We start from the raw sequence: 20,473 nt of genomic DNA on the forward strand, positions 1-20,473 counted from the left end.
TTAAAAAAACTTTTTCAAATTTCAAATATAAATATCCTAGTTTTAGATTTTTATCAATAAAAAAGGCTGTTAAATTAACAGCCTTTTTATCTATACTATATATTTTTATTAGCTATTTTATTGATTCATCGTTAATAAGAATTCTTCATTGGAAAGAGATCGGTCTAATCTCATTTTTAAGAACTCCATAGCTTCCAATGGGTTCATATCTGCCAAATGATTCCTTAATATCCACATTCTTTGTTGAGAAACCGGGTCTAATAATAAATCGTCACGACGTGTTGAAGATGAAACCAAATCAATAGCCGGATAAATACGTTTATTGGCAATTTTTCGATCCAGTTGTAGCTCCATATTACCGGTACCTTTAAATTCCTCAAAAATTACCTCATCCATTTTAGATCCGGTATCTATTAATGCCGTTGCAATAATGGTAAGAGAACCTCCTCCTTCAATATTTCTTGCTGCTCCAAAGAAACGTTTAGGTTTATGAAGTGCATTGGCATCTACCCCTCCGGAAAGTACTTTACCGGATGCCGGAGAAACCGTATTATAAGCACGAGCCAAACGGGTAATGGAATCTAACAATATTACTACATCGTGTCCACATTCCACCATTCTTTGTGCTTTAGACAGAACAATATTGGCAACTTTTACATGTTTTTCGGCTGATTCATCAAAAGTTGAAGCAATTACTTCTCCTTTGACGCTTCTTTGCATGTCGGTTACCTCTTCCGGACGTTCGTCAATCAATAATACAATCATGTAAACTTCCGGATGATTTATGGAAATTACATTGGCAATATCTTTCAGTAAAATTGTTTTACCTGTTTTAGGTTGAGCAACGATCATCCCTCTTTGTCCTTTTCCAATAGGTGAGAATAAATCTACCACACGAGTTGACAAAGTAGCTCCTTTACCGGCTAATTTAAATTTTTCTTCAGGAAATAAGGGAGTTAAATGCTCGAATGATACTCGATCTCTAACAAATAAAGGATCTCTTCCGTTTATTTCGATAATCTTAACTAAAGGGAAAAATTTTTCACCTTCTTTCGGTGGACGAACTTCTCCGGTAACAGTATCTCCGGTCTTAAGTCCGAAAAGCTTAATTTGGGAAGGAGAAACATATACATCATCGGGAGATGAAAGGTAATTAAAATCAGAAGAACGTAAAAAACCATATCCGTCCTGAGTGATCTCTAAAACTCCTTCTGTTTTTATAATACCCTCAAATTCATAATCGGAGGAACGATATTTATTACCATTGGTATGTGGTCTGTTAGCATATTCCTTAGTATTGTTTTTCTTCGGGCTTTGATAATTGGTTTTAGGCTCTTCATCAAAAAGCTTCTTATCATCCTTGGAAACTGTAGTTTTTTGAAAATGAGTGCTGTCTGCACTTTTTCTTAATATAACTTGCGGCTTTCTGTAAACCGGGATATCAATTTTAAAATCTTCATCATTTTCCGAACCTTCTTTTTGAACGTCATCATCTATTAGTGAGTCATCATCTTGGGAACTTTTATTTTCAACCACTTCCTCTTTAGAAAATAAAGTATCTCTCTGCTGTTGTTTAGCAGGTATTCTTTTTCTTTGTCTTTTTTCCGTTACTATAGGCTCTTCATCGGTGGGTTTTTCCGACTCATTATGGTTTGTTTGTTTGTTTTGATGAGCTAAAATTAATTCAATTAATTCTGATTTTTTTAATCCTGAACTTTTAATTTTTAATTCATTAGCAATAGACTGCAAATCAGCCACTTTCATTGCTTTAAGCTTTTGTTCCTCAAACATAAGTTATGTTTAGTATGATTTTAAAATTACTCGAAAATTACGTAAAATATTGATTTTGATTATTTTATAAAAGAATAAAGTGGTAACTTTATGAAAAATAATGCACTAATCTTTAGTAGATTATTCAGCAATATTACAAAATATTTTATTAAAACGCTAATTTTTTATACATTTGCTGTTCAAAAAAGCGAAATTTTGATCCAAAGAATTCAAAGTATTTATCTATCATTAGCCGGTATACTAGGATTTGCTGTCGGTTATATAACCGATTTCATTCCTAATGATTTAACAGATATGTTCCTTTTGTTCCTCATCGGATTGTTAGCTTTTATTTCCCTATTCTGCTTTAAAAGCAGAAATGTTCAAAAAAAAATTAATTATATAAATATAATTATAAACGTATTGTTGATCGGTTTTATGGTTTATGATTTGCTAAATTCATCTGGAGGAAGTACTATACTTCCTGAGAAAGGTGTTGAGCTACTCGTCCCGGTCCTGCTGATTATTCTGCTTGCCATGGCAAATAAGTACATCAATAAGGATGAAAAGCTCATAAAATCTGTAGACAGATTCCGTTAAAACTCATAACAACTTTTAATGAGTGCAAGAGTCGTTTTATAAAATAAAACGACTCTTATTTTTTGCAACCATATAATAATTATGGGTAAAGCAGAACAAGCTTCCATCCAAAAACGGGTGTAAAAAAATTGATGTGTTTTTCCCATAAATACTACCATACCCATACTGATTATACACACCACTTCCCATGCTGTCACATAGATTAAATCGCCTTGCTTATAAAAAGTCAAAGCAAAAACTAGTGCAGATAGAAATAAACATATACAAGCAATACCTTTGCTTTTTCGTATTCCTAAATAGTTGGGTATTGTACAAATAACATCTTTTTTCATGTCGCAAATATCAAAAGGCAGGGTTATACCTATGATAAAAAAATACAGAATTAAAAATTCTGAGAGAGTATTACGATTACCCGTATTTCCTATATATAGAATCGCATAGGCCCATGCAAATGATATAATAAAAATTTTTAATAAAGGAATGTTTCTAAATGGAATCTTTATAAAATCCGAATTATACATGATTACAATACTTCCAATAAATGCAATATGAAAAAATTGTAGTAAATCTTTTTCCTTACATACTATAAAAGCCACAAGTATTAAACTGATGAATGAAATATGAAAAGAAAGTTTTTTTAAGATATTTCGCGACCAAGTATTTTGAAAGCAAATAAAATTATAAGCAGCTAAGGCAGAAAAAAAAATTATTGCAATTCTGTTGTAATTTACGGAGTGATTTAAACTTCCAAAAAATAGACATAATAATGAAATCATGAAAGAAACCCACAATTGAGTTTTAATTAAAAATCTTTCAATCGATTTTTTCATTTCATGGCCTTATCAACTGCCCACTCTTTTAGGATTATTTTTCACAAAGGAATCCCACCCCGAATATGATTTTGAAGTATTTGCCGATGAGGGAACTCTACTGTTTAAAAAGTGGCATACTGCCAGAGCCAGTCCATCGGAAGCATCCAAATACCGAGTAGGAAAATCTTTTAAATTCAATAAAGTTTTTAACATTCCTGCAACTTGTTCTTTGGATGCATTACCGTTTCCTGTTATTGACATTTTAACTTTTTTAGGAAAATATTCTGTAATAGGAATTTCTCTTAGTAAGCCGGCAGCCATAGCAACACCTTGTGCTCTGCCTAATTTTAACATAGACTGTACATTTTTAGCGTAAAAGGGTTCTTCAATTGCCAATTCATCCGGATGATAGGTATCAATCAGCGATAAGGTTTTATCAAATATTTTTTTAAGCTTTAATGCATGGGATTCAACCTTTTTAAGAATTAGCTCATCAATGCACAACAGCTTCATTTTATTACCCACTACACTAATAATCCCAAATCCCATAACATTCGTTCCGGGATCGATTCCTATTATAATTCTTTCCGTCAAAATGTTTTAATAATGTAATCTTAACAATTCTTTAAATATGCTTTCCAGCCTTCTTCTTTATATTTCTTGGCAGCTTCTTCCGGATTCTTAGCTCCATAAATGCCTCTGCCGACAATAATAAAATCTGTATGATAGTCGGAGAATACTTTTTCAGGTGTATTGAATTGCTGACCTTTGGAGTCTCCTGATTCTGTTAAATTTACCCCCGGAGTGAATAACAATAAAGCAGAAGGTAGTTTGGATTGGGCAACACATCCTATTACATTGGAAACTTTACTTGAAATTTCGATCGCTTTCGACTTATAGTTTTCATCTGTTAAAGTTCCTTTTGACGACATTTCTGCAATAGTTACTACTCCGGTTTTTTCACCAAATACTTGTAAGCTTTCTTCTCCGGCTATAACATGAGAAGTTATTAAATCTGCCCATTCTGAGATTTTATAAATTCCTCCGGTAAACTGCATATGTTGTGTATTACCAATATCTCCAAATTTTCTGTCCTCGAATAATAAAAAGTTTTTAGCTGCTGCAATCTCTTTCAATTCGTGTATAAAATTTTCAGTAAAGTCTGAAATTATATCTGAATGCAATTTAACAGCTACAATGGAATCTCCTATTTGATGCGCTAATTTTAAAATTTCTGCAGATTTATGGGTATCTAAGGAAGCAATTAAGTTGGTTTTTTTTGATAATGCAATTTCGATCAGCTTCTTAGAAACCGAATGATTCTGTAATTCTAATTTTTCCTCATAGGTTAATCGAGGAGCACTTAATTGTACCGTTGGTTTTTCTTTAAGAAAGTCTTTGATTTTAACAACCTGTGATTGATTTAAAAATTCATGATTGTACAGAATATCAATTACATTTTCAATACTGAATAAAGTGTGAACATGATATCCTTTGCTTTCCAATAATTCTTTACCCCCTTGTTGCCTATCTAATACTACAACAATATCTTTTACTTTTAGTCCTTCTTTTTCTACCTCTTCTATCGTTTCAAGCAAACTTTTCCCACTTGTTATTACATCTTCCACGAGTACGCAACGTTGTCCTTCTTTAAAGATCCCTTCCAACATTTTTTTCGTCCCGTAATTTTTACTCTCTTTTCTTTTTATAATTAATGGCACTTTAGATTCTAAAGACATCGCCGTAGCCATAGGTAATGCCGCATAGGGAACACCGCAAATAAGTTCGTGCCTACAATCTTTTAGCATAGCCAATAAAAGTTGTGACAATTCGCTTAGTAATTCCGGACTGGAGGCTAATGGTCGTAAATCAACGTAAAAAGGAGAAAGAATCCCACTTTTTAAAGTGAATTCACCAAATTTTATTATTCCCAGTTCATAAGATTTGAGTAAAAATTTTTCTTTGTTAATCATCTTTCTTTTGATTTAAGCAAAGGTAATAAATTAATAAATTTAAGTGTTTGTAAAAAACTAAGAGAAATTAAATTCCTTAACTATTTAACACTTTGGTAACAATAATAAAATTTATCCATATTTATCTTTTATTTGATGATGAATCTTTCAACTCAAACCCCCTTTTGTTGGCAAATGATTTTTGAGCTTCAACAATTTTACCGTCAATTTCATTTAATTTAACTTCATTTACATCCATTTCTTCTAGAGCTTTTTCAAATTGATCTTTTGTTAATTTTTCTTTTGAAGTAAATCCTTTTATCGACGTAATCATATTATGGATATACTCTTCACATAAGTTTTTTAAATCTTCCCCATCTTTGGGTACTTCATAGCCGTTAATTTTGTTGATCAATTTTTCTAATTCTTCAGAAGCAATTTTTCCTTTTTTGGTGACGGAAACAAAGTCACCGGTATCAGGGTGCTGTTCAACCATAGCATAAAAGGTGGTATATTCCCTGTCTGCTCTATTCAAATTTTCCATTAATTTGTCGTTAAATTTTCCGGGTCCCGGATTACAAGAGTATAAGCTAAACAGCCATACAGAAAAGAATAAAATTCTTAATTTTTCCATTATATTTTATTTTTAATCAAATATATAAAAACATTCAATCTTTTTTTAGCCAATCTTCTATAATTATAAAAGATAAAATCAAAGTACTCATATTTACTAAAATTATATACATTTGTAAACTATGCGAAATCGTTGGTTAATTTTACCTCAACCTGATCCAAATAAAGCCCAAAAACTAGCTGAAGAACTGGGATTCCCTGTGGAAATTACCAGCCTTCTTTTAAAACGAGGTGTTTCTACATTTGATGAAACTAAAACTTTTTTTAAACCTTCGCTTGATCAACTTCATGACCCTTTTCTTCTAAAGGACATGAACATTGCTGTAGAAAGAATCGAAAAAGCCATAAATACTAATGAAAAAATACTTATTTATGGAGATTACGATGTGGATGGTACTACTTCTGTGGCAATGATGTATCTTTTTCTAAATTCTTTTTATAAGCATATCGATTATTATATACCGGATAGATATGAAGAAGGATATGGCATCTCTTATCAGGGCATCGATTTTGCCGCTGCTAATGGTTTTTCCTTAATAATTGCATTAGATTGCGGAATTAAAGAAAAAGATAAGATTTCTTATGCAAAAGATAAAAACATTGATTTTATCGTATGCGATCATCATTTGCCGGATGAAGTTCTTCCGGAAGCGGTTGCTATTTTAGATCCGCAAAGATCAGATTGCAAGTATCCCTATAAATTTTTAAGCGGATGTGGAGTTGGCTTTAAACTTATACAAGCTTTGTCCTCCCAAAAACAAATTCCACAGGAAGATATATTTCCCTACTTAGACTTAGTAGCTATCAGTATCGCTGCCGATATTGTACCGATAACCGGTGAAAATCGAATTTTAGCTGCATTTGGTTTGAAACAATTGTTGGAAAAACCCAGAGTAGGTTTAAAGGTTTTTTTACCCAAAGAAACTCGTGAAGCTTTTTCAATTAATAATATTGTATTTGGAATAGCTCCTAAAATAAATGCTGCAGGAAGAATCAGCCATGCAAGCAATGCTGTAAAACTACTTATTACAACTAATGATATTGAAGCTCGAAAGATCTATACTCAAATTAATGAGCTTAATAACGAACGTCGAGAGCTTGATGCCAATATCACTTCCGAAGCCATTCAAGAAATTATAAAAACAGGTCAAACCAGTACTTATTCCACCATTGTTTTTAATCGCAAATGGCACAAAGGGGTCATTGGAATTGTAGCTTCCCGATTAATTGAAGAATATTACAGGCCTACTTTAGTCTTTACAGAAGGAAAAAATAAAGACCTGGTTGCTTCTGCTCGAAGTGTTACCGGTTTTGATATTTATAAAACTTTGGAAAAAACCTCTGAGTATTTGGAACAATTTGGTGGTCATATGTATGCTGCAGGGCTCTCGATAAAAAAAGAGAATTTTTTACCCTTTAAAGAAAAATTTGAATCTGTAGTTAAAGAAACGATTAAGGAAAGCCAAAGAACACCTACTATTGAAATAGACGAAGAAATATCTCTATCCGTAATAAATAAACGTTTTTTCAAACTTATCAGTTATTTTGCTCCATTTGGTCCGGCTAATTTGCGCCCGGTATTTTTAGCCCGAAATGTTTATTTTGGAGGCGATTATACGCTTATGGGTAAAGATCGTTCCCATTTAAAAATTATTGTTTTCCAAGATTCCATTAAAAATTCATTTGAAGCTATCGCCTTTAAAATGGGTCATCTTTTGCCTAAATTTGAAAAATATCCTTTTGATATGGTTTTCACTTTATATGAAAATTATTGGCAAGGCAAAACTTTTTATCAACTGCAAATTAAAGATGTTAAATTTTATGAGGATTTGTAACTTTGTTGAATGAAAGTTGGTTTATTTTTCGGATCATTTAATCCTATTCATATAGGACATTTAATCATTGCAAATTATATCATTGAAAATTCAGACCTTACCCAAATCTGGTTTGTTGTAACTCCGCAAAACCCTTTCAAAAATAAATCTACTCTGTTAAAAGATCATCACAGATTGGAAATGGTAAACCTTGCCATTGAAAAATACCCTCATTTCAGATCTTCTTCAGTTGAATTTGCTTTACCCAAACCTTCCTATACCATTGATACGTTGGTTGTACTAAAAGAAAAATATCCATCCTATGATTTTGTTTTACTAATGGGAGAAGATAATTTGAATTCATTTCATAAATGGAAAAATTATGATCAAATTTTAAAATATCATTCATTATTTGTTTATCCTCGAATTAACAGTATTCAGAAGGAACAAACTATGGAACATCCACATATTCATAAAATTTCCGCTCCTATCATTGAAATTTCTTCTACCTTAATACGCTCCATGATTAAAGAACATAAAAATGTTCGTCCCATGCTTCCTCCGGAAGTCTTCAATTATATTGATGGCAGCAATCTTTATAAATAATTACTTTTTTGTAATTTTGCAAGTTGTTTTTGCTAAAAAATTATAAGTAAATGGAAGATAGTATAACTATGGATTTAGAATCCGGTCTATCATTACCTATTATGGAGCATTTTTACACCATTCAAGGAGAAGGTAGATATACCGGTACGGCTGCATACTTTATAAGAATAGGCGGTTGTGATGTAGGATGTCATTGGTGTGATGTAAAAGAAAGTTGGAATCCTTCTATTCATCCGGTTAGCTCTGTAGATAAAATTGCCGAAATGGCTGCTTCCCAATCGAAAACCATTGTTTTAACCGGAGGGGAACCTTTAATGTGGAATTTAGAACCCTTAACGTCCAGACTAAAAAATTTAGGTTGCCGAATACATATCGAAACTTCGGGAGCTTATCCTCTATCGGGACATATTGATTGGATCTGTCTGTCTCCTAAAAAAACAGCCCTTCCTCTCGAAAGTGTGTATGCAAAAGCAAACGAATTAAAAGTAATTGTTTATAATAATCATGACTTTATTTTTGCGGAAGAACAGGCTTCTAAAGTAAATGATAATGCCATTTTATATTTACAACCTGAGTGGAGTAATAGGAATAAAGTTACTCCAAAAATCATTGATTATGTGATGAAAAACCCTAAATGGCTAGTTTCTTTACAAACTCATAAATATTTAAACATTCCCTAATAACAGCAATTGATAAAGTCTAATCCTATATCATTAAAAAACCCTTCTGCACTTTATTTTTTAGTTTTTAATGCCTTTAATCTGTATTAGAATTAGCCGAATCATGTCTTTATAACCGATTACTATCAGATTTCAATATCTTTTAATTAATTCATCCTTTTGTGTTTATATCATTTAATAGGATAAATTAATTTTTTTTACTATCTTATTAAAAAATCCGGGAAGTTATCGTGAAATTTTTTTATGTATATAGTTTTTTTTTATTCTTCAATAAAAAAGAATTATGCTTACACAACGTAAGGTTCTTGTTTTATTGACTAATTTTGAAATGTAAAAAATGAAATAATATTTTGATAAACAAAACAATAAAATTATGTCAATAGTAGGTAAAAAATTTCCAAACATTTCAATAGATGCCATGGATCACATGGGGGATGATTTAAAGATCAATATTTTTGAGGAGGCAACTAAAAAAAATAAAAAGGTTTTATTATTTTGGTATCCTAAAGATTTTACTTTCGTTTGTCCTACGGAACTTCATGCTTTTCAACAAGCACTACCTGAATTTGAAAAAAGAAATACTATAGTTATAGGGGCTTCATGTGATACTAACGAAGTACATTTTGCCTGGTTAAATACACCTAAAGACAATGGCGGTATAGAAGGGGTTACTTATCCAATCTTAGCAGATACAACACGTAATCTTTCTAATATTTTAGGAATTTTAGATATTGAATCTTCCGAATATGATGAAGATTATGAAACTGTGGTATTGAAAGGATCCAATGTTGCATACAGAGCAACCTTTTTAATTGATGAAGAGGGAAAAGTTTTCCATGAAAGTATTAATGACATGCCATTAGGAAGAAATGTTCAAGAATATTTACGCCTTATAGATGCCTATACTCATGTTCAAAAATTCGGTGAAGTATGTCCGGCTAACTGGGAAGAAGGAAAAGATGCGATGAATGCCAATCGTAAAGGAGTATCGGATTATTTATCTTCTCATTAATCATAATTTAAAAAAACAAAAAAATGGTACAAGAATTACAAGAAGATAATTTAAGTGAAATTATCAAAGAATCTCCGATCGTTCTCGTTCAGTATGCTGCTTCATGGTGCGGAAACTGTAAAATTATGAAGCCGAAATTTAAAAAAATTGGCGAAGAAAACAGCACCATTCCTTTTTTAATTGTTGATGCGGAAAAATTTCCTGAATCTAGAAAATTAGCAAATGTGACCAACTTGCCGACTTTTGCTTCTTTTAAAGACGGAAAGCTGGTTAATCAAATACAAACAAATAAAATAGAACCTTTACAAGAATTAGTAAATGAAATTACCCATAATTAAACATTTAACTCAATTCATTGAAAATAATGATGAAGATTATATCAATGAAACGATTGAAACCTTAGAGAACTTAACGGAAGCTCCAGGTTTGAAAGATGAAGAATTAGATGTTTTAGGAGAAGTGCTCTCTAATATGTACGGAGCTATTGAAGTTAATAAGCTAATGAGAGAGGGTATGGATGAAAAAAATGCTTTAAATGCATTTATGAAACGTGTCCTCGGATCAATTGATAAATAGTCTATACTTTTAAATTTAATTTTTAAAAGCCTTGCAAGATTTTTCTTGTGAGGTTTTTTTATTTTTAAAAATGACTATTAAGGTAAATATTATTTTCATATTTCATGTCGAAACCGTAATTTCGTAAATTAAAATAAATTAAATTACGAATAAATGGCTATTCTTGGACAAATAAGAAAAAGAAACGGGTTATTAATAGGTTTTGTTGCTGTAGCATTATTATTATTTTTATTAGGTGGAATTGATTGGAGCAGAATTGGCAAGAAAGATCCCAATGTTTTGGGAAAAGTAAACAAAGAAGCGATCTCACGCCAGGAATATTATAGTCAACTTAGTCTTCTTTCTTCTCAGTACCAAGGGCAATATCCGGAAAATTTACTTGAAGGACAAATTTGGAATTCGTTAATTGAACAAAAATTAATTGAGCAAAAATTTAATGCATCCGGATTAATTTTAACTGATAAAATGATTTGGAATATGGCCAAATCCTCTCCTTTATTTAACAATCCTCAATTCAAAGATAAAAGCGGAAATATTAATACCAAATTGATTCAGGATGAATTCCAAAAAATGGAAGAAAGCCAAAATGCTTCTCCGCAATACAGAGAATATTTCCAAACTATGATGACTTTAAAAAAGAATTTTGGTTATCAAGCAATGGGTAAACAATATTTAGGGACTTATGGTTCCGGAATGTTAACCAATAACAAGGAAATTGAACTTTTAGCACAAAATCAATCCAATATTGCAGATATTGAATACGTTAAAATCGATTACAATGCATACCAAAAATCAAACCCTGTTAAGGTCACAGATGAAGATTTAAAAGCTTATATTGAAAGACATAAATCTTTATTTAAAATTGATGAAAACAGAACGCTAGATTTTGTATATTTCTCTGCAAAACCTACTCCTTCCGATGAAAATAACACATTACATTCATTAAATGCCTTATTATCTCAATCCATTATTGAAGGGGATACTATTCAAGCATTTGGTTCGGTTAAAAATGATTCACTATATATCAGCGAGCTAAATACCGCACAAATTGCAGATAAACCTTTTATCTCTCAATACAGAAGCGAAAAGCAATTGCCTCAAAACATACAAAATTGGGTAAAAAATGCTTCTATCGGACAAATTTCTAATGCTTATAAAGATAATGGATACTATGTATTATCTAAATTAATCGCTAAAAAAAATACGGATTCGGTAACTGCTAAAAATATATTAATAAGTTACACCGGAGCTCAGCAAATCCAGCCTAAAACTGCCAGAAACAAGGATCAGGCAAAAAAACAAGCGGATGAATTAGCGGCAAAATTAAATGCTAATCCTAGTGATTTTGCAAAATTAGCTTCTCAATATTCAGACGATCCGACGGCTTCCTCGAATAATGGTGAAATGAAGTTAACAACAGCTCAAGATTTTCCTGCTCCTTATAAAAAATTACAACGTTTTTTAGAAACTTCTCCTACAAATAAAGCAGAAGTTATTGAAACTCCTCAGGGATATTTGGTATTAATGATATCTCAAAGGAAACCGGATGAAATTGTTTATAAACTAGCAGATCTTGCGAAAGAAATTAAACCTTCTGAGGAAACTATCGAGACTGCCCGTAAACAATCAACCAATTTCATACAATCCATTCAAGGAAAGTCATCAAGAGAATTTATTGATTTCGCTAAAAAATCTAACTATAAACCACAACAGCAACGAGGCATAGTACGTTTTGGTTCTATGTTGAACGGATTACACACAGATAAAGATTCTGATATTATTGCTTGGGCTTTTGATTCTAAAAGAAAACTTGGTGATACTGAAGTATTCACTACGGGTGACCAAAGTTATATTGTAGCCAGAGTTTCATCTTTATTTAGCAAAGGGTTAGCAGATCCTTCTTTAGTTAGAGATGAAATTGAAACTGAGGTAAGGAATGAAAAGCTGGGTAAGATAATTGCTGAAAAAGTAAATTCAGGAAACAAATCACTTGACAACTTAGCAACTGAATTTAAAACTACAAAAAGCAATGCTTCAATAAGTTTTGACAATCCATCAGTTAACGGAGAATTTGAGCCTAAGGTGGGTGGTGCTGCATTTGGGTTAAAACAAGGAGTTACCTCGAAAGCAATTGAAGGAAAAAGCGGAGTTTATGTAATTGTAACTAAATCAATTACTAAAGGACAAGTTGGAGACAAAAAACAGCTTAAAACCTCTTTAATGAGTCAATATGCTCAACAAATGCCTTCTTTACTTTTAAGATCATTAGTTCAAGAATCAGATATTACCGATTATAGAGGTATCTTGTTAAATCAACAACAAAAATAATTTAGACAATAAATATTAAAAAAAGCATACTTAATTATAAGTATGCTTTTTTGTTTTTTTGTGATACTATTTTCAAACAATTTTAGAGCTACTTATTTTAGTAATTTAAATAAAAAAACCTCTCTTATCGAAATAAAAGAGGCTTCTTATAAAAATATTTATTACTTACAATTTATCGATTCAATAGTTTAGCAGCTTCTTTGGCAAAATAGGTAGAAATAAGACCGGCGCCTGCTCTTTTTATACATGTTAAGCTTTCAATAATAATTTTATCATTATCCAACCATCCATTTTTTGCAGCCGCTTTAATCATGGCATATTCTCCACTAACCTGAAATACCGAAATAGGCACATCTACTATTTCATTTAATTTAGAGACTATATCTAAATAAGGAAGGCCCGGCTTTACCATAACAATATCTGCGCCTTCTTCAATATCTTTCAATGCTTCATTGATAGCTTCTTTACTGTTACCGTAATCCATTTGGTAGGTTTTTTTATCTCCAAAACCGGGAGCACTGTCCAGAGCATCTCTAAAAGGACCGTAATACGAACTGGCATATTTCGCTGCATAACTCATAATACCTACTTCATCAAATCCATTTTCTTCTAATGCTTCTCTAATTGCTGCAACTCTTCCATCCATCATATCGCTTGGCGCAATAAAATCAGCTCCTGCTTCTGCATGGCTTAGGCTCATTTTTACCAATGCATCCACGGTTGCATCATTTACAATTTTACCATTTTCAACAATTCCGTCATGTCCGTAAATTGAATAAGGATCAAGAGCGACGTCCGGCATAATTACCATTTCGGGTACAGCATCTTTAATAGCTTTGATTGATTTTTGCATTAAGCCGTTTTTATTCCATGCTTCTTTGCCTGTATTATCTTTTAAATTTTCATTGATTTTTACATAAATATTCACCGCTTTAACTCCTAAAGACCATAATTCTTTAACCTCTTTAATTGTTAAATCCAATGATTGGCGATATATTCCCGGCATAGAAGAAATTTCTTCTTTTATATTTTCTCCTTCTGCAATAAATATCGGCATGATAAAATCATCGGTAGTTAAAATCGTTTCTCTTACTAAATCTCTTACGGCTTGAGTTGATCTTAATCTTCTATTTCTATTATATAGTATCATTTTTTGTTATTTCGTGTTAATAGTTGACCTTAAAAAGGTATAATTTAAAAGAATTTGGTATAGACCCATAAGATAAATAAAATCTTATTCAGTTTAAAAATAATATTACATTTTTATACCACTCCTATCTGCAAAATATTCTGCAAATTTTCTTATTTCTTCTGCAATTTCTTCCTCATCTGTGGCTCTCTGATAAGAATCTCCTAAAGAATGCAATACTTGATGAAAAAACCGCTTCATATCATCAACAGGCATTTCTTTGGTCCATAAATCAATCCTTAAAGCTTCTTTAACTTTATCATCCCAAACGGATAATAAAATAGCTTTACTTTCTGCTCCAATTACTCCTCCGTCCGGGGCTGCCCATACAATTTTTTCAGGTATATGGTTTTCATCTAATTGTACATTAAAATTTATTTCAGTTTCTTTCATTAGCTCCTATTAAAATATTACTTTGTTTTGTATCTTTAAATATTAGTGTGTCTCTACCTCAGGATGGGGCTTATATTTGGACTTGGCAAATATTTGCTCGTGGTTAGGATTTTTAATAAAGTCTTGTAGGCTTACTTGAGGATTTTCAAGTAAGTATTTTCTACAAATCTGCCATCCGGTCCAACAACCTATTCTCCCCGGACTTTGAGAGTCTACCTCCGTATAAAATTTAGAAAAAGGCGCTAACGATAAAAACCGATCAGATAAAGAAATATCATCACTAAACACATAATTACTTTCAATAAAGAAATTCCATATTTCATATTCGTTAGTTTTCGCCCAATTTATCTGGTCTTGGGTATATCCTATTTTATAACAATCTTTTACTTCAGGCAAAAAGGCATCTTCCAAAACTAAAATTTTGCCTTGATAAATCATTTGTGAAACAAAAGATTGGCTGTTCGTCTCTCGCGGAACTATTGCCATTCCTTTAATTATTTCTTTTGCCGTTTTTGATGAAAAATATTCCATGCTCATTGTTCTCTGGATATATTTATCTATATTCATCATATTATAGTATTTATTATCAAAACCTAAAAAGCAATCTGTAGCAATAAGTAAATAATTATTTTGTGGAATATATGTAATAGGATTCAAATAATCTGAGGTAAATGATGAATATAAATATACTTCGGGAGATTTAAATTCCGGATAATAATACTTGATATGCTGAAAAAGATTCTCTAATTCAGCTTTAATTCTATCGTTAGAAACTTTTTTCTTTATTTCAGAATAAATATTGAGTTCTGTACTATCCCTTCGATCTTTTTCAAATCGGGAATCCGGGGTATTCTGACTCAAATAAAAAGGATATTTTTTTCTAAAATCCGGTATTGAAATATCTAAATTGTAAAAATCTTTTGCTATATCATGAATTTCAATAGGTTCTTGTATCTCGCTAACCTCTACTTTCCACCTCTTATTCAAATCATCTTTACTGCTTTTATGAGTGCAGCTTATTACTAATAACAATACTGTAAGATATTTAATAATCTTCATTATCTTTACACTTGATTTTTAAATATATAATATTACGCGCAAAGATACAATATTATGAAAACAACCAGAGTAATTTCCTATATTGTTAATTGGTTAAACGATTATCTCAAAAATAGTGGAGCAAAAGGATTTGTAGTAGGAGTATCCGGAGGAATAGATTCCGCTGTAGTTTCTACATTAGCTGCTCAAACCGGTAAACCCGTTTTAGTTTTAGAAATGCCTATTCATCAACCGGAAGACCAAGTTACTCGAGCCAGAGAACATATAAAATATCTCACTGAACATTATACAAATGTTACCGGAAAAACTATAAATCTGACCAACACTTTTGAGGCTTTAAAATCTGATTTAGAAGCGGATGAATCTCATGAAAAAAACAATTTGTCTTTAGCTAATACTCGGTCTCGTCTTCGTATGACTGCCTTATATTATTATGCAGGACTCAACAATTTCTTGGTTTGTGGAACAGGTAATAAAATAGAGGATTTTGGCATCGGCTTTTTTACTAAATATGGAGATGGAGGAGTTGATATCAGCCCTATTGCCGACCTCTTAAAAAGTCAGGTATTTGAAATAGCCAAAGAATTACATGTCTCTGAGTCTATACAAAAAGCGAAACCTACCGATGGTCTTTGGACCGATGACCGATCTGATGAAGACCAAATTGGAGCTTCCTATCCGGAACTTGAATGGGCAATGAATGTTCATGAAAATCATAAGGCTTCTGATTTTACAGGAAGAGAACGTGAAGTTTTCGAAATTTATGATCGATTAAACAGACTTGCTCAACATAAAATTAATCCTATTCCGGTTTGTAAAATTCCTAAAGAATTACTTGATTAAACTTTGTTAAGGATACTGTTTAACTTCACGGTTACTAATAATTATTAATTGTTCTTAGTTCATCTATATATTAGTTGTAAAAAAAGAACAAACCATCAAATAGTTAAACATGTAAAAAAGATTTAAAAATTAATAATTTATTTTTCTATAACTCATTCAATTATTATTTTTGTTTTAGAAATTAAACTTGATTATGGGACGCGCATTTGAATATAGAAAAGCTTCAAAATTAGCCAGATGGGACAAAATGGCAAAACAGTTCAGCCGTATTGGTAAAGAAATTGCAATTGCTGTAAAAGCCGGTGGCCCTAACCCTGAATCTAACCCTGCACTTCGTCGTTGTTTACTTAATGCGAAAGGTGTAAACATGCCAAAAGACAATGTAGAAAGAGCGATTAAAAAGGCTTCAGGGGCAGATGCAGAACAATACGATGAAATAACCTATGAAGGATATGGACCGGGAGGAATTGCCATTTTTTTAGAATGTACTACTAATAATCCTACCCGAACTGTAGCCAATGTTCGTGCTATATTTAACAAATTTGAAGGAAATCTGGGCAAAAATGGAGAACTTACATTTATTTTTGATCGAAAGGGGATTTTTACTTTAGATAAGTCAAATCTTACTATGGATTGGGACAGTTTTGAATTGGAAATGATTGACGCAGGAGCCGAAGAAATTGAAGAAGATGAAAATGAAGTGATTATAACCTCTTCTTTTGAAGATTTTGGTTCTATAAACCATAAATTTGAAGAATTGGGTATAGAGCCTAAGAGTGCGGAATTACAAAGGTTGCCTAACAATACAAAAGCTCTTCCGTTAGAACAGTCACAAACTATTTTGAAAATGCTTGAAAAATTTGAAGACGATGATGATGTTCAACAAGTATTTCATAATATGGAAATTACTGAAGAATTGCAAAACGCTGTAAATTAGAATTTTTTACATATATAAAAAATAGAAAGTTTCTTATGCTTATAAGAAGCTTTTTATTTTTTTATATCTATCGTATTCCTGTTAAATCATTGATAATAATTTAAACAGTTTTAAATTATTAGTTGATTTCTACAACCGGAAATCTAAAATTGGTTAATTTATGTTCGATTGATCTTAGCTAATTTTTTTTCGACCCATAGTGTTGCGAACGGGAAAAAGGCTGACATTAATACAAATACAAAATCTTCATCATCCCATTTATAATGCTTTCTAACTAAAATCGCCAATATAATATATGCGGTAAAAAATAAACCGTGTATCATACCCGTCGGAATCATAAATAAGGTATAATGAAAAAAATATTTTAAGGGCATGGCTACTAAAAAAAGTAAGAAACAACTTATGCATTCTGCATAACAAGCTAAATTAAAATATTTTTCTACCTTTTTTTTATTCATTTGCTTACCTTTACTTGTACAAAAATAATCATTTATCAAGATAATTTTCGCATTTACATAAATGGTTCGTATTATCTTTTTATTTAGATACTACTGTATGTGAATACATCTTTAGATCAATTTCATCTTTTTTTATTATATAAAATCAGAATATATATCTTATTGTATATCAATTATTGAATATTATATAGTAATAGCAAGGCACTTAACACCTAATTTATATCATGTCTATGTTAATATATAATAAATAATTTGTACCTTATGAGAAAAAAAATAATATGATGAAAAAAAGATTTGTATTATATGCATTAGCCGGTTTTTGCGCATTTAACCTCAGTAAGGCGCAAACCTATCCTCAAATCGTTGTAAATAATCAAAGATTTTCTGATTGGAACAAAGATGGAAAACTACAACCTTATGAAGATACTCGACTGTCGGATTATGAAAGAATTAATGATTTAATTTCTCGTTTATCTGTTGATGATAAAATACATTTACTCTTGGGTACGGGAATGGTTGGATTTGAAATGTTGAAAGGGTTTGAAGCTATAGACCCTAAAGGAGTCACAATACCAAGCTACCTTATTCCCGGGTCAGCAGGTTCAACTACACCCATTGACAAATGGGGCGTTCCTGCAGTAATATTTACCGATGGTCCTGCAGGTGTCCGCATTTCTTATAAAAGAAAAGGAGAAACAAGAACTTATTATGCCACAGGTTTTCCTGTAGGGGCCCTTATTTCGACCACTTGGGATACAGAATTAGCAAAAGAAGTTGGAAATGCTATTGGAGATGAAGCCTTAAAATATGGCTCGGATATTCAATTGGCTCCGGCGTTAAACATCATTCGCAACCCTTTGTGTGGGCGTAATTTCGAGTATTTCTCAGAAGATCCTTTAATAGCCGGTAAATTCGCTTCAGCGATCACCCAAGGAATTCAAAAAAACGGTGTGGGTGTTTCTTTAAAACATTTTGCCGCAAACAATAGTGAAAATAATCGAATGGACTTAGATGTTCATCTATCTCAAAGAGCGTTACGAGAAATTTACCTACGCGGATTTGAAATTGCTGTTAAAGAATCTAATCCGGCAACCATTATGTCTTCTTACAATAAAATTAACGGGACTTACACTTCGGCAAGTTATGACTTATTAACCACTATTTTACGTCACGAATGGGGCTTCAAAGGAGCAGTAATTACAGACTGGTTTGGCGGATATGCCAATGTATCTGCTGTAAGCGATACCAGCCATGATGGAATAAGTAAAGATTCTTATGATGAAAACATATTTGCAAAGCAAATACATGCAGGAAATGATTTATTAATGCCGGGTACGCAAGTACAATTTGAAACCCTTAAAAAATACATTGAAACTAAACGTCTTTCTATTGAAGATGTAAATAATTGCTTGAGAAATGTATTGGAAATGATCTATAAATCTCCACGGGTAGCCGGTTATGTACCAACTAATAATCCGGATTTGAAATCCCATGCACTTTTAAGCAGAAAAGCAGCTTCAGAAGGTATGGTTTTATTAAAAAATGAGCAAGGAGCTTTACCTTTAAATAAAGGAAGTAAAATAGCCTTATTTGGAAGTGGTTCATATAATATTATAGCAGGAGGAACAGGAAGTGGAAATGTAAATAAAGCATATGTAATTTCTTTACCTAAAGGATTAGAAGATAACGGTTATGTGATTGATAAAAATTTAAATCAAACTTATTCTCAATTTGTTAAAGAGGAATTAGCTAAAACTGAGGAATTAAAGAAAAAATTACTCGCTATCTTACCAACTTTAACTCAGCCGACCATTAAGGAAAAAGCGATCCAAAACAGTGCTAAAGAAAATGATATTGCAATCATTACTATTGGAAGAGAAGCGGGTGAATCCGGAGACAGAAAAATTCCTGATGATTTTGATCTTTCCGAAAAAGAACAAAATTTAATTTCTGAAGTATCAAAAGCATTTCATCAACAAAATAAAAAAGTGGTTGTGATTATAAATTCAGGAAGCGCTATTGAAACTTCCAGTTGGAAAGATAAAGTAGATGCTATAGTTTGGGCAAGTCTTCCCGGTCAGGAAGGCGGCTATGCTATAACCGATGTACTTTCAGGAGCTGTGAATCCATCCGGAAAATTAACTCAAACCCTACCTGTTAAATATACAGATGTTTCTTCTTCTTCTAATTTTGACGGAGTTCCGGCAGAAAAACCAACTGACGTATCTTATAAGGAAGGCATATATGTGGGATACAGATATTTTAACACCTTTAATGTTATTCCATCTTATGAATTTGGGTACGGCCTTTCTTATACAAAGTTCGACTATTCTGAACCTGTATTGAGTTCCGCTGAATTTAATCAAAAACTTTTGATCTCTCTTAAAGTTAAAAATACCGGAAGTGTTGCAGGTAAAGAAGTTGTTCAATTGTATCTTTCAACTCCTAAAGGGAATATAGATAAACCATCAAAAGAATTAAAGGGATTTGTTAAGACCAGAGTATTGAAACCGGGAGAAACTCAAGTGGTATTTTTCGAACTTCAACCCAAAGACTTAGCTTCTTTTAATCCTTTGGCTTCCGCATGGATTGCCGATGCTGGAATCTATAAAATTGAGTTTAACTCATCTCTTACTAACACTAAGCAAGTATCTAATTTTTCATTACCAAATAAGTTAATTGTTGAAAAAGTAAACAATGTGTTAAATAATGATCTTAATTTTCAAGATTTAAAATCTAATAGATAAATCATAATCCATCATTTTTAAAGTCATATTAATTTAACAGAGCGGAAAATAAAATATTTTCCGC

Annotated in this window: 20 protein-coding genes; 11 read left to right on the forward strand and 9 right to left on the reverse strand. The window is 31.8% G+C overall.

Translation table 11 applies throughout. The features are described 5' to 3' along the window. Positions 1 to 117 precede the first annotated feature (117 nt). Positions 118 to 1,791, reverse strand: coding sequence for a transcription termination factor Rho (rho, locus tag G8C43_RS06330; protein ID WP_166004868.1), 1,674 nt, complete (start codon positions 1,789 to 1,791; stop codon positions 118 to 120). A gap of 90 nt (positions 1,792 to 1,881) precedes the next feature. Between rho and G8C43_RS06335 the strand changes: the two genes are divergently transcribed. After that, positions 1,882 to 2,370, forward strand: coding sequence for a DUF4293 family protein (locus G8C43_RS06335; protein WP_105296568.1), 489 nt, complete (start codon positions 1,882 to 1,884; stop codon positions 2,368 to 2,370). On the opposite strand, the gene G8C43_RS06340 is transcribed toward G8C43_RS06335, so the two are convergent. The 4 genes from G8C43_RS06340 to G8C43_RS06355 form a co-directional block, all read right to left on the reverse strand. Next, a complete protein-coding gene (locus G8C43_RS06340; RefSeq protein ID WP_166004869.1) occupies positions 2,367 to 3,200 on the reverse strand; it encodes a hypothetical protein in 834 nt (277 codons plus the stop codon). The two genes, G8C43_RS06335 and G8C43_RS06340, sit on opposite strands and share 4 nt — an antisense overlap. 12 nt (positions 3,201 to 3,212) lie before the next feature. Continuing rightward, positions 3,213 to 3,779, reverse strand: a complete 567-nt coding sequence (gene ruvC, locus G8C43_RS06345) for a crossover junction endodeoxyribonuclease RuvC (RefSeq protein ID WP_166005708.1) — start codon at positions 3,777 to 3,779, stop codon at positions 3,213 to 3,215. Positions 3,780 to 3,796: 17 nt separating this feature from the next. Next, positions 3,797 to 5,155, reverse strand: coding sequence for an orotidine-5'-phosphate decarboxylase (pyrF, locus tag G8C43_RS06350; protein ID WP_160567814.1), 1,359 nt, complete (start codon positions 5,153 to 5,155; stop codon positions 3,797 to 3,799). A 121-nt stretch (positions 5,156 to 5,276) separates the two neighbouring features. Continuing rightward, entirely contained in the window at positions 5,277 to 5,768 is a 492-nt protein-coding gene (locus tag G8C43_RS06355; protein WP_166004871.1) for a hypothetical protein, read from the reverse strand. Between the two features lie 121 nt (positions 5,769 to 5,889). Between G8C43_RS06355 and recJ the strand changes: the two genes are divergently transcribed. The 7 genes from recJ (at position 5,890) to G8C43_RS06390 (ending at position 12,783) form a co-directional block, all read left to right on the forward strand. Further along, complete coding sequence (recJ, locus tag G8C43_RS06360; protein WP_166004873.1) at positions 5,890 to 7,602, forward strand: single-stranded-DNA-specific exonuclease RecJ; 1,713 nt, start codon at positions 5,890 to 5,892, stop codon at positions 7,600 to 7,602. 9 nt (positions 7,603 to 7,611) lie between these two features. After that, positions 7,612 to 8,187, forward strand: a complete 576-nt coding sequence (gene nadD, locus G8C43_RS06365) for a nicotinate (nicotinamide) nucleotide adenylyltransferase (protein WP_166004875.1) — start codon at positions 7,612 to 7,614, stop codon at positions 8,185 to 8,187. 50 nt (positions 8,188 to 8,237) lie between these two features. Then, the gene (locus G8C43_RS06370) at positions 8,238 to 8,867 is read left to right on the forward strand and encodes a 7-carboxy-7-deazaguanine synthase QueE (protein ID WP_166004877.1); all 630 of its coding nucleotides are present in this window, start codon (positions 8,238 to 8,240) and stop codon (positions 8,865 to 8,867) included. Positions 8,868 to 9,240: 373 nt separating this feature from the next. Further along, positions 9,241 to 9,879, forward strand: a complete 639-nt coding sequence (locus G8C43_RS06375) for a peroxiredoxin (protein ID WP_105296560.1) — start codon at positions 9,241 to 9,243, stop codon at positions 9,877 to 9,879. Positions 9,880 to 9,902: 23 nt separating this feature from the next. Further along, complete coding sequence (locus G8C43_RS06380; RefSeq protein WP_166004879.1) at positions 9,903 to 10,217, forward strand: thioredoxin family protein; 315 nt, start codon at positions 9,903 to 9,905, stop codon at positions 10,215 to 10,217. Then, positions 10,198 to 10,455, forward strand: a complete 258-nt coding sequence (locus tag G8C43_RS06385) for a DUF6952 family protein (protein WP_160542860.1) — start codon at positions 10,198 to 10,200, stop codon at positions 10,453 to 10,455. Before G8C43_RS06380 ends, G8C43_RS06385 begins: the two co-directional genes overlap by 20 nt. Positions 10,456 to 10,608: 153 nt before the next feature. Continuing rightward, a complete protein-coding gene (locus G8C43_RS06390) occupies positions 10,609 to 12,783 on the forward strand; it encodes a SurA N-terminal domain-containing protein (protein WP_166004881.1) in 2,175 nt (724 codons plus the stop codon). Between the two features lie 172 nt (positions 12,784 to 12,955). Here the strand turns inward: G8C43_RS06390 and hemB are convergent, their stop codons facing one another. From hemB to G8C43_RS06405, 3 genes are all read right to left on the reverse strand, one after another. After that, a complete protein-coding gene (hemB, locus tag G8C43_RS06395) occupies positions 12,956 to 13,933 on the reverse strand; it encodes a porphobilinogen synthase (RefSeq protein WP_160542862.1) in 978 nt (325 codons plus the stop codon). A 105-nt stretch (positions 13,934 to 14,038) separates the two neighbouring features. After that, on the reverse strand, positions 14,039 to 14,365 hold the full coding sequence (gene gldC, locus G8C43_RS06400; RefSeq protein ID WP_160542863.1) for a gliding motility protein GldC: 327 nt from the start codon (positions 14,363 to 14,365) through the stop codon (positions 14,039 to 14,041). 42 nt (positions 14,366 to 14,407) lie between these two features. Then, a complete protein-coding gene (locus tag G8C43_RS06405; RefSeq protein ID WP_166004883.1) occupies positions 14,408 to 15,424 on the reverse strand; it encodes a gliding motility protein GldB in 1,017 nt (338 codons plus the stop codon). 54 nt (positions 15,425 to 15,478) lie between these two features. Between G8C43_RS06405 and nadE the strand changes: the two genes are divergently transcribed. Both nadE and G8C43_RS06415 read left to right on the forward strand, forming a co-directional pair. Beyond that, positions 15,479 to 16,267: an NAD(+) synthase gene (nadE, locus tag G8C43_RS06410; RefSeq protein ID WP_166004885.1), complete on the forward strand. Its 789-nt coding sequence runs from the start codon at positions 15,479 to 15,481 to the stop codon at positions 16,265 to 16,267. A 193-nt stretch (positions 16,268 to 16,460) separates the two neighbouring features. Then, complete coding sequence (locus G8C43_RS06415; protein ID WP_166004887.1) at positions 16,461 to 17,204, forward strand: YebC/PmpR family DNA-binding transcriptional regulator; 744 nt, start codon at positions 16,461 to 16,463, stop codon at positions 17,202 to 17,204. A 158-nt stretch (positions 17,205 to 17,362) separates the two neighbouring features. On the opposite strand, the gene G8C43_RS06420 is transcribed toward G8C43_RS06415, so the two are convergent. Further along, entirely contained in the window at positions 17,363 to 17,662 is a 300-nt protein-coding gene (locus G8C43_RS06420; protein WP_160542867.1) for a DUF3817 domain-containing protein, read from the reverse strand. A 281-nt stretch (positions 17,663 to 17,943) separates the two neighbouring features. Between G8C43_RS06420 and G8C43_RS06425 the strand changes: the two genes are divergently transcribed. Continuing rightward, on the forward strand, positions 17,944 to 20,409 hold the full coding sequence (locus tag G8C43_RS06425) for a beta-glucosidase (RefSeq protein WP_166004889.1): 2,466 nt from the start codon (positions 17,944 to 17,946) through the stop codon (positions 20,407 to 20,409). Positions 20,410 to 20,473: the final 64 nt, after the last annotated feature.

The organism is Apibacter sp. B2966, assembly GCF_011082485.1.
In the GTDB taxonomy this organism is placed as follows: domain Bacteria; phylum Bacteroidota; class Bacteroidia; order Flavobacteriales; family Weeksellaceae; genus Apibacter.

Coding starts and splice junctions, on each gene's coding strand:
- rho (WP_166004868.1), bottom strand. CDS start 1,791: ATGTTTGAGGAACAAAAGCTTAAAGCAATGAAAGTGGCTGATTTGCAG.
- G8C43_RS06335 (WP_105296568.1), top strand. CDS start 1,882: ATGAAAAATAATGCACTAATCTTTAGTAGATTATTCAGCAATATTACA.
- G8C43_RS06340 (WP_166004869.1), bottom strand. CDS start 3,200: ATGAAAAAATCGATTGAAAGATTTTTAATTAAAACTCAATTGTGGGTT.
- pyrF (WP_160567814.1), bottom strand. CDS start 5,155: ATGATTAACAAAGAAAAATTTTTACTCAAATCTTATGAACTGGGAATA.
- G8C43_RS06355 (WP_166004871.1), bottom strand. CDS start 5,768: ATGGAAAAATTAAGAATTTTATTCTTTTCTGTATGGCTGTTTAGCTTA.
- recJ (WP_166004873.1), top strand. CDS start 5,890: ATGCGAAATCGTTGGTTAATTTTACCTCAACCTGATCCAAATAAAGCC.
- nadD (WP_166004875.1), top strand. CDS start 7,612: ATGAAAGTTGGTTTATTTTTCGGATCATTTAATCCTATTCATATAGGA.
- G8C43_RS06370 (WP_166004877.1), top strand. CDS start 8,238: ATGGAAGATAGTATAACTATGGATTTAGAATCCGGTCTATCATTACCT.
- G8C43_RS06375 (WP_105296560.1), top strand. CDS start 9,241: ATGTCAATAGTAGGTAAAAAATTTCCAAACATTTCAATAGATGCCATG.
- G8C43_RS06380 (WP_166004879.1), top strand. CDS start 9,903: ATGGTACAAGAATTACAAGAAGATAATTTAAGTGAAATTATCAAAGAA.
- G8C43_RS06385 (WP_160542860.1), top strand. CDS start 10,198: ATGAAATTACCCATAATTAAACATTTAACTCAATTCATTGAAAATAAT.
- G8C43_RS06390 (WP_166004881.1), top strand. CDS start 10,609: ATGGCTATTCTTGGACAAATAAGAAAAAGAAACGGGTTATTAATAGGT.
- hemB (WP_160542862.1), bottom strand. CDS start 13,933: ATGATACTATATAATAGAAATAGAAGATTAAGATCAACTCAAGCCGTA.
- gldC (WP_160542863.1), bottom strand. CDS start 14,365: ATGAAAGAAACTGAAATAAATTTTAATGTACAATTAGATGAAAACCAT.
- G8C43_RS06405 (WP_166004883.1), bottom strand. CDS start 15,424: ATGAAGATTATTAAATATCTTACAGTATTGTTATTAGTAATAAGCTGC.
- nadE (WP_166004885.1), top strand. CDS start 15,479: ATGAAAACAACCAGAGTAATTTCCTATATTGTTAATTGGTTAAACGAT.
- G8C43_RS06415 (WP_166004887.1), top strand. CDS start 16,461: ATGGGACGCGCATTTGAATATAGAAAAGCTTCAAAATTAGCCAGATGG.
- G8C43_RS06420 (WP_160542867.1), bottom strand. CDS start 17,662: ATGAATAAAAAAAAGGTAGAAAAATATTTTAATTTAGCTTGTTATGCA.
- G8C43_RS06425 (WP_166004889.1), top strand. CDS start 17,944: ATGAAAAAAAGATTTGTATTATATGCATTAGCCGGTTTTTGCGCATTT.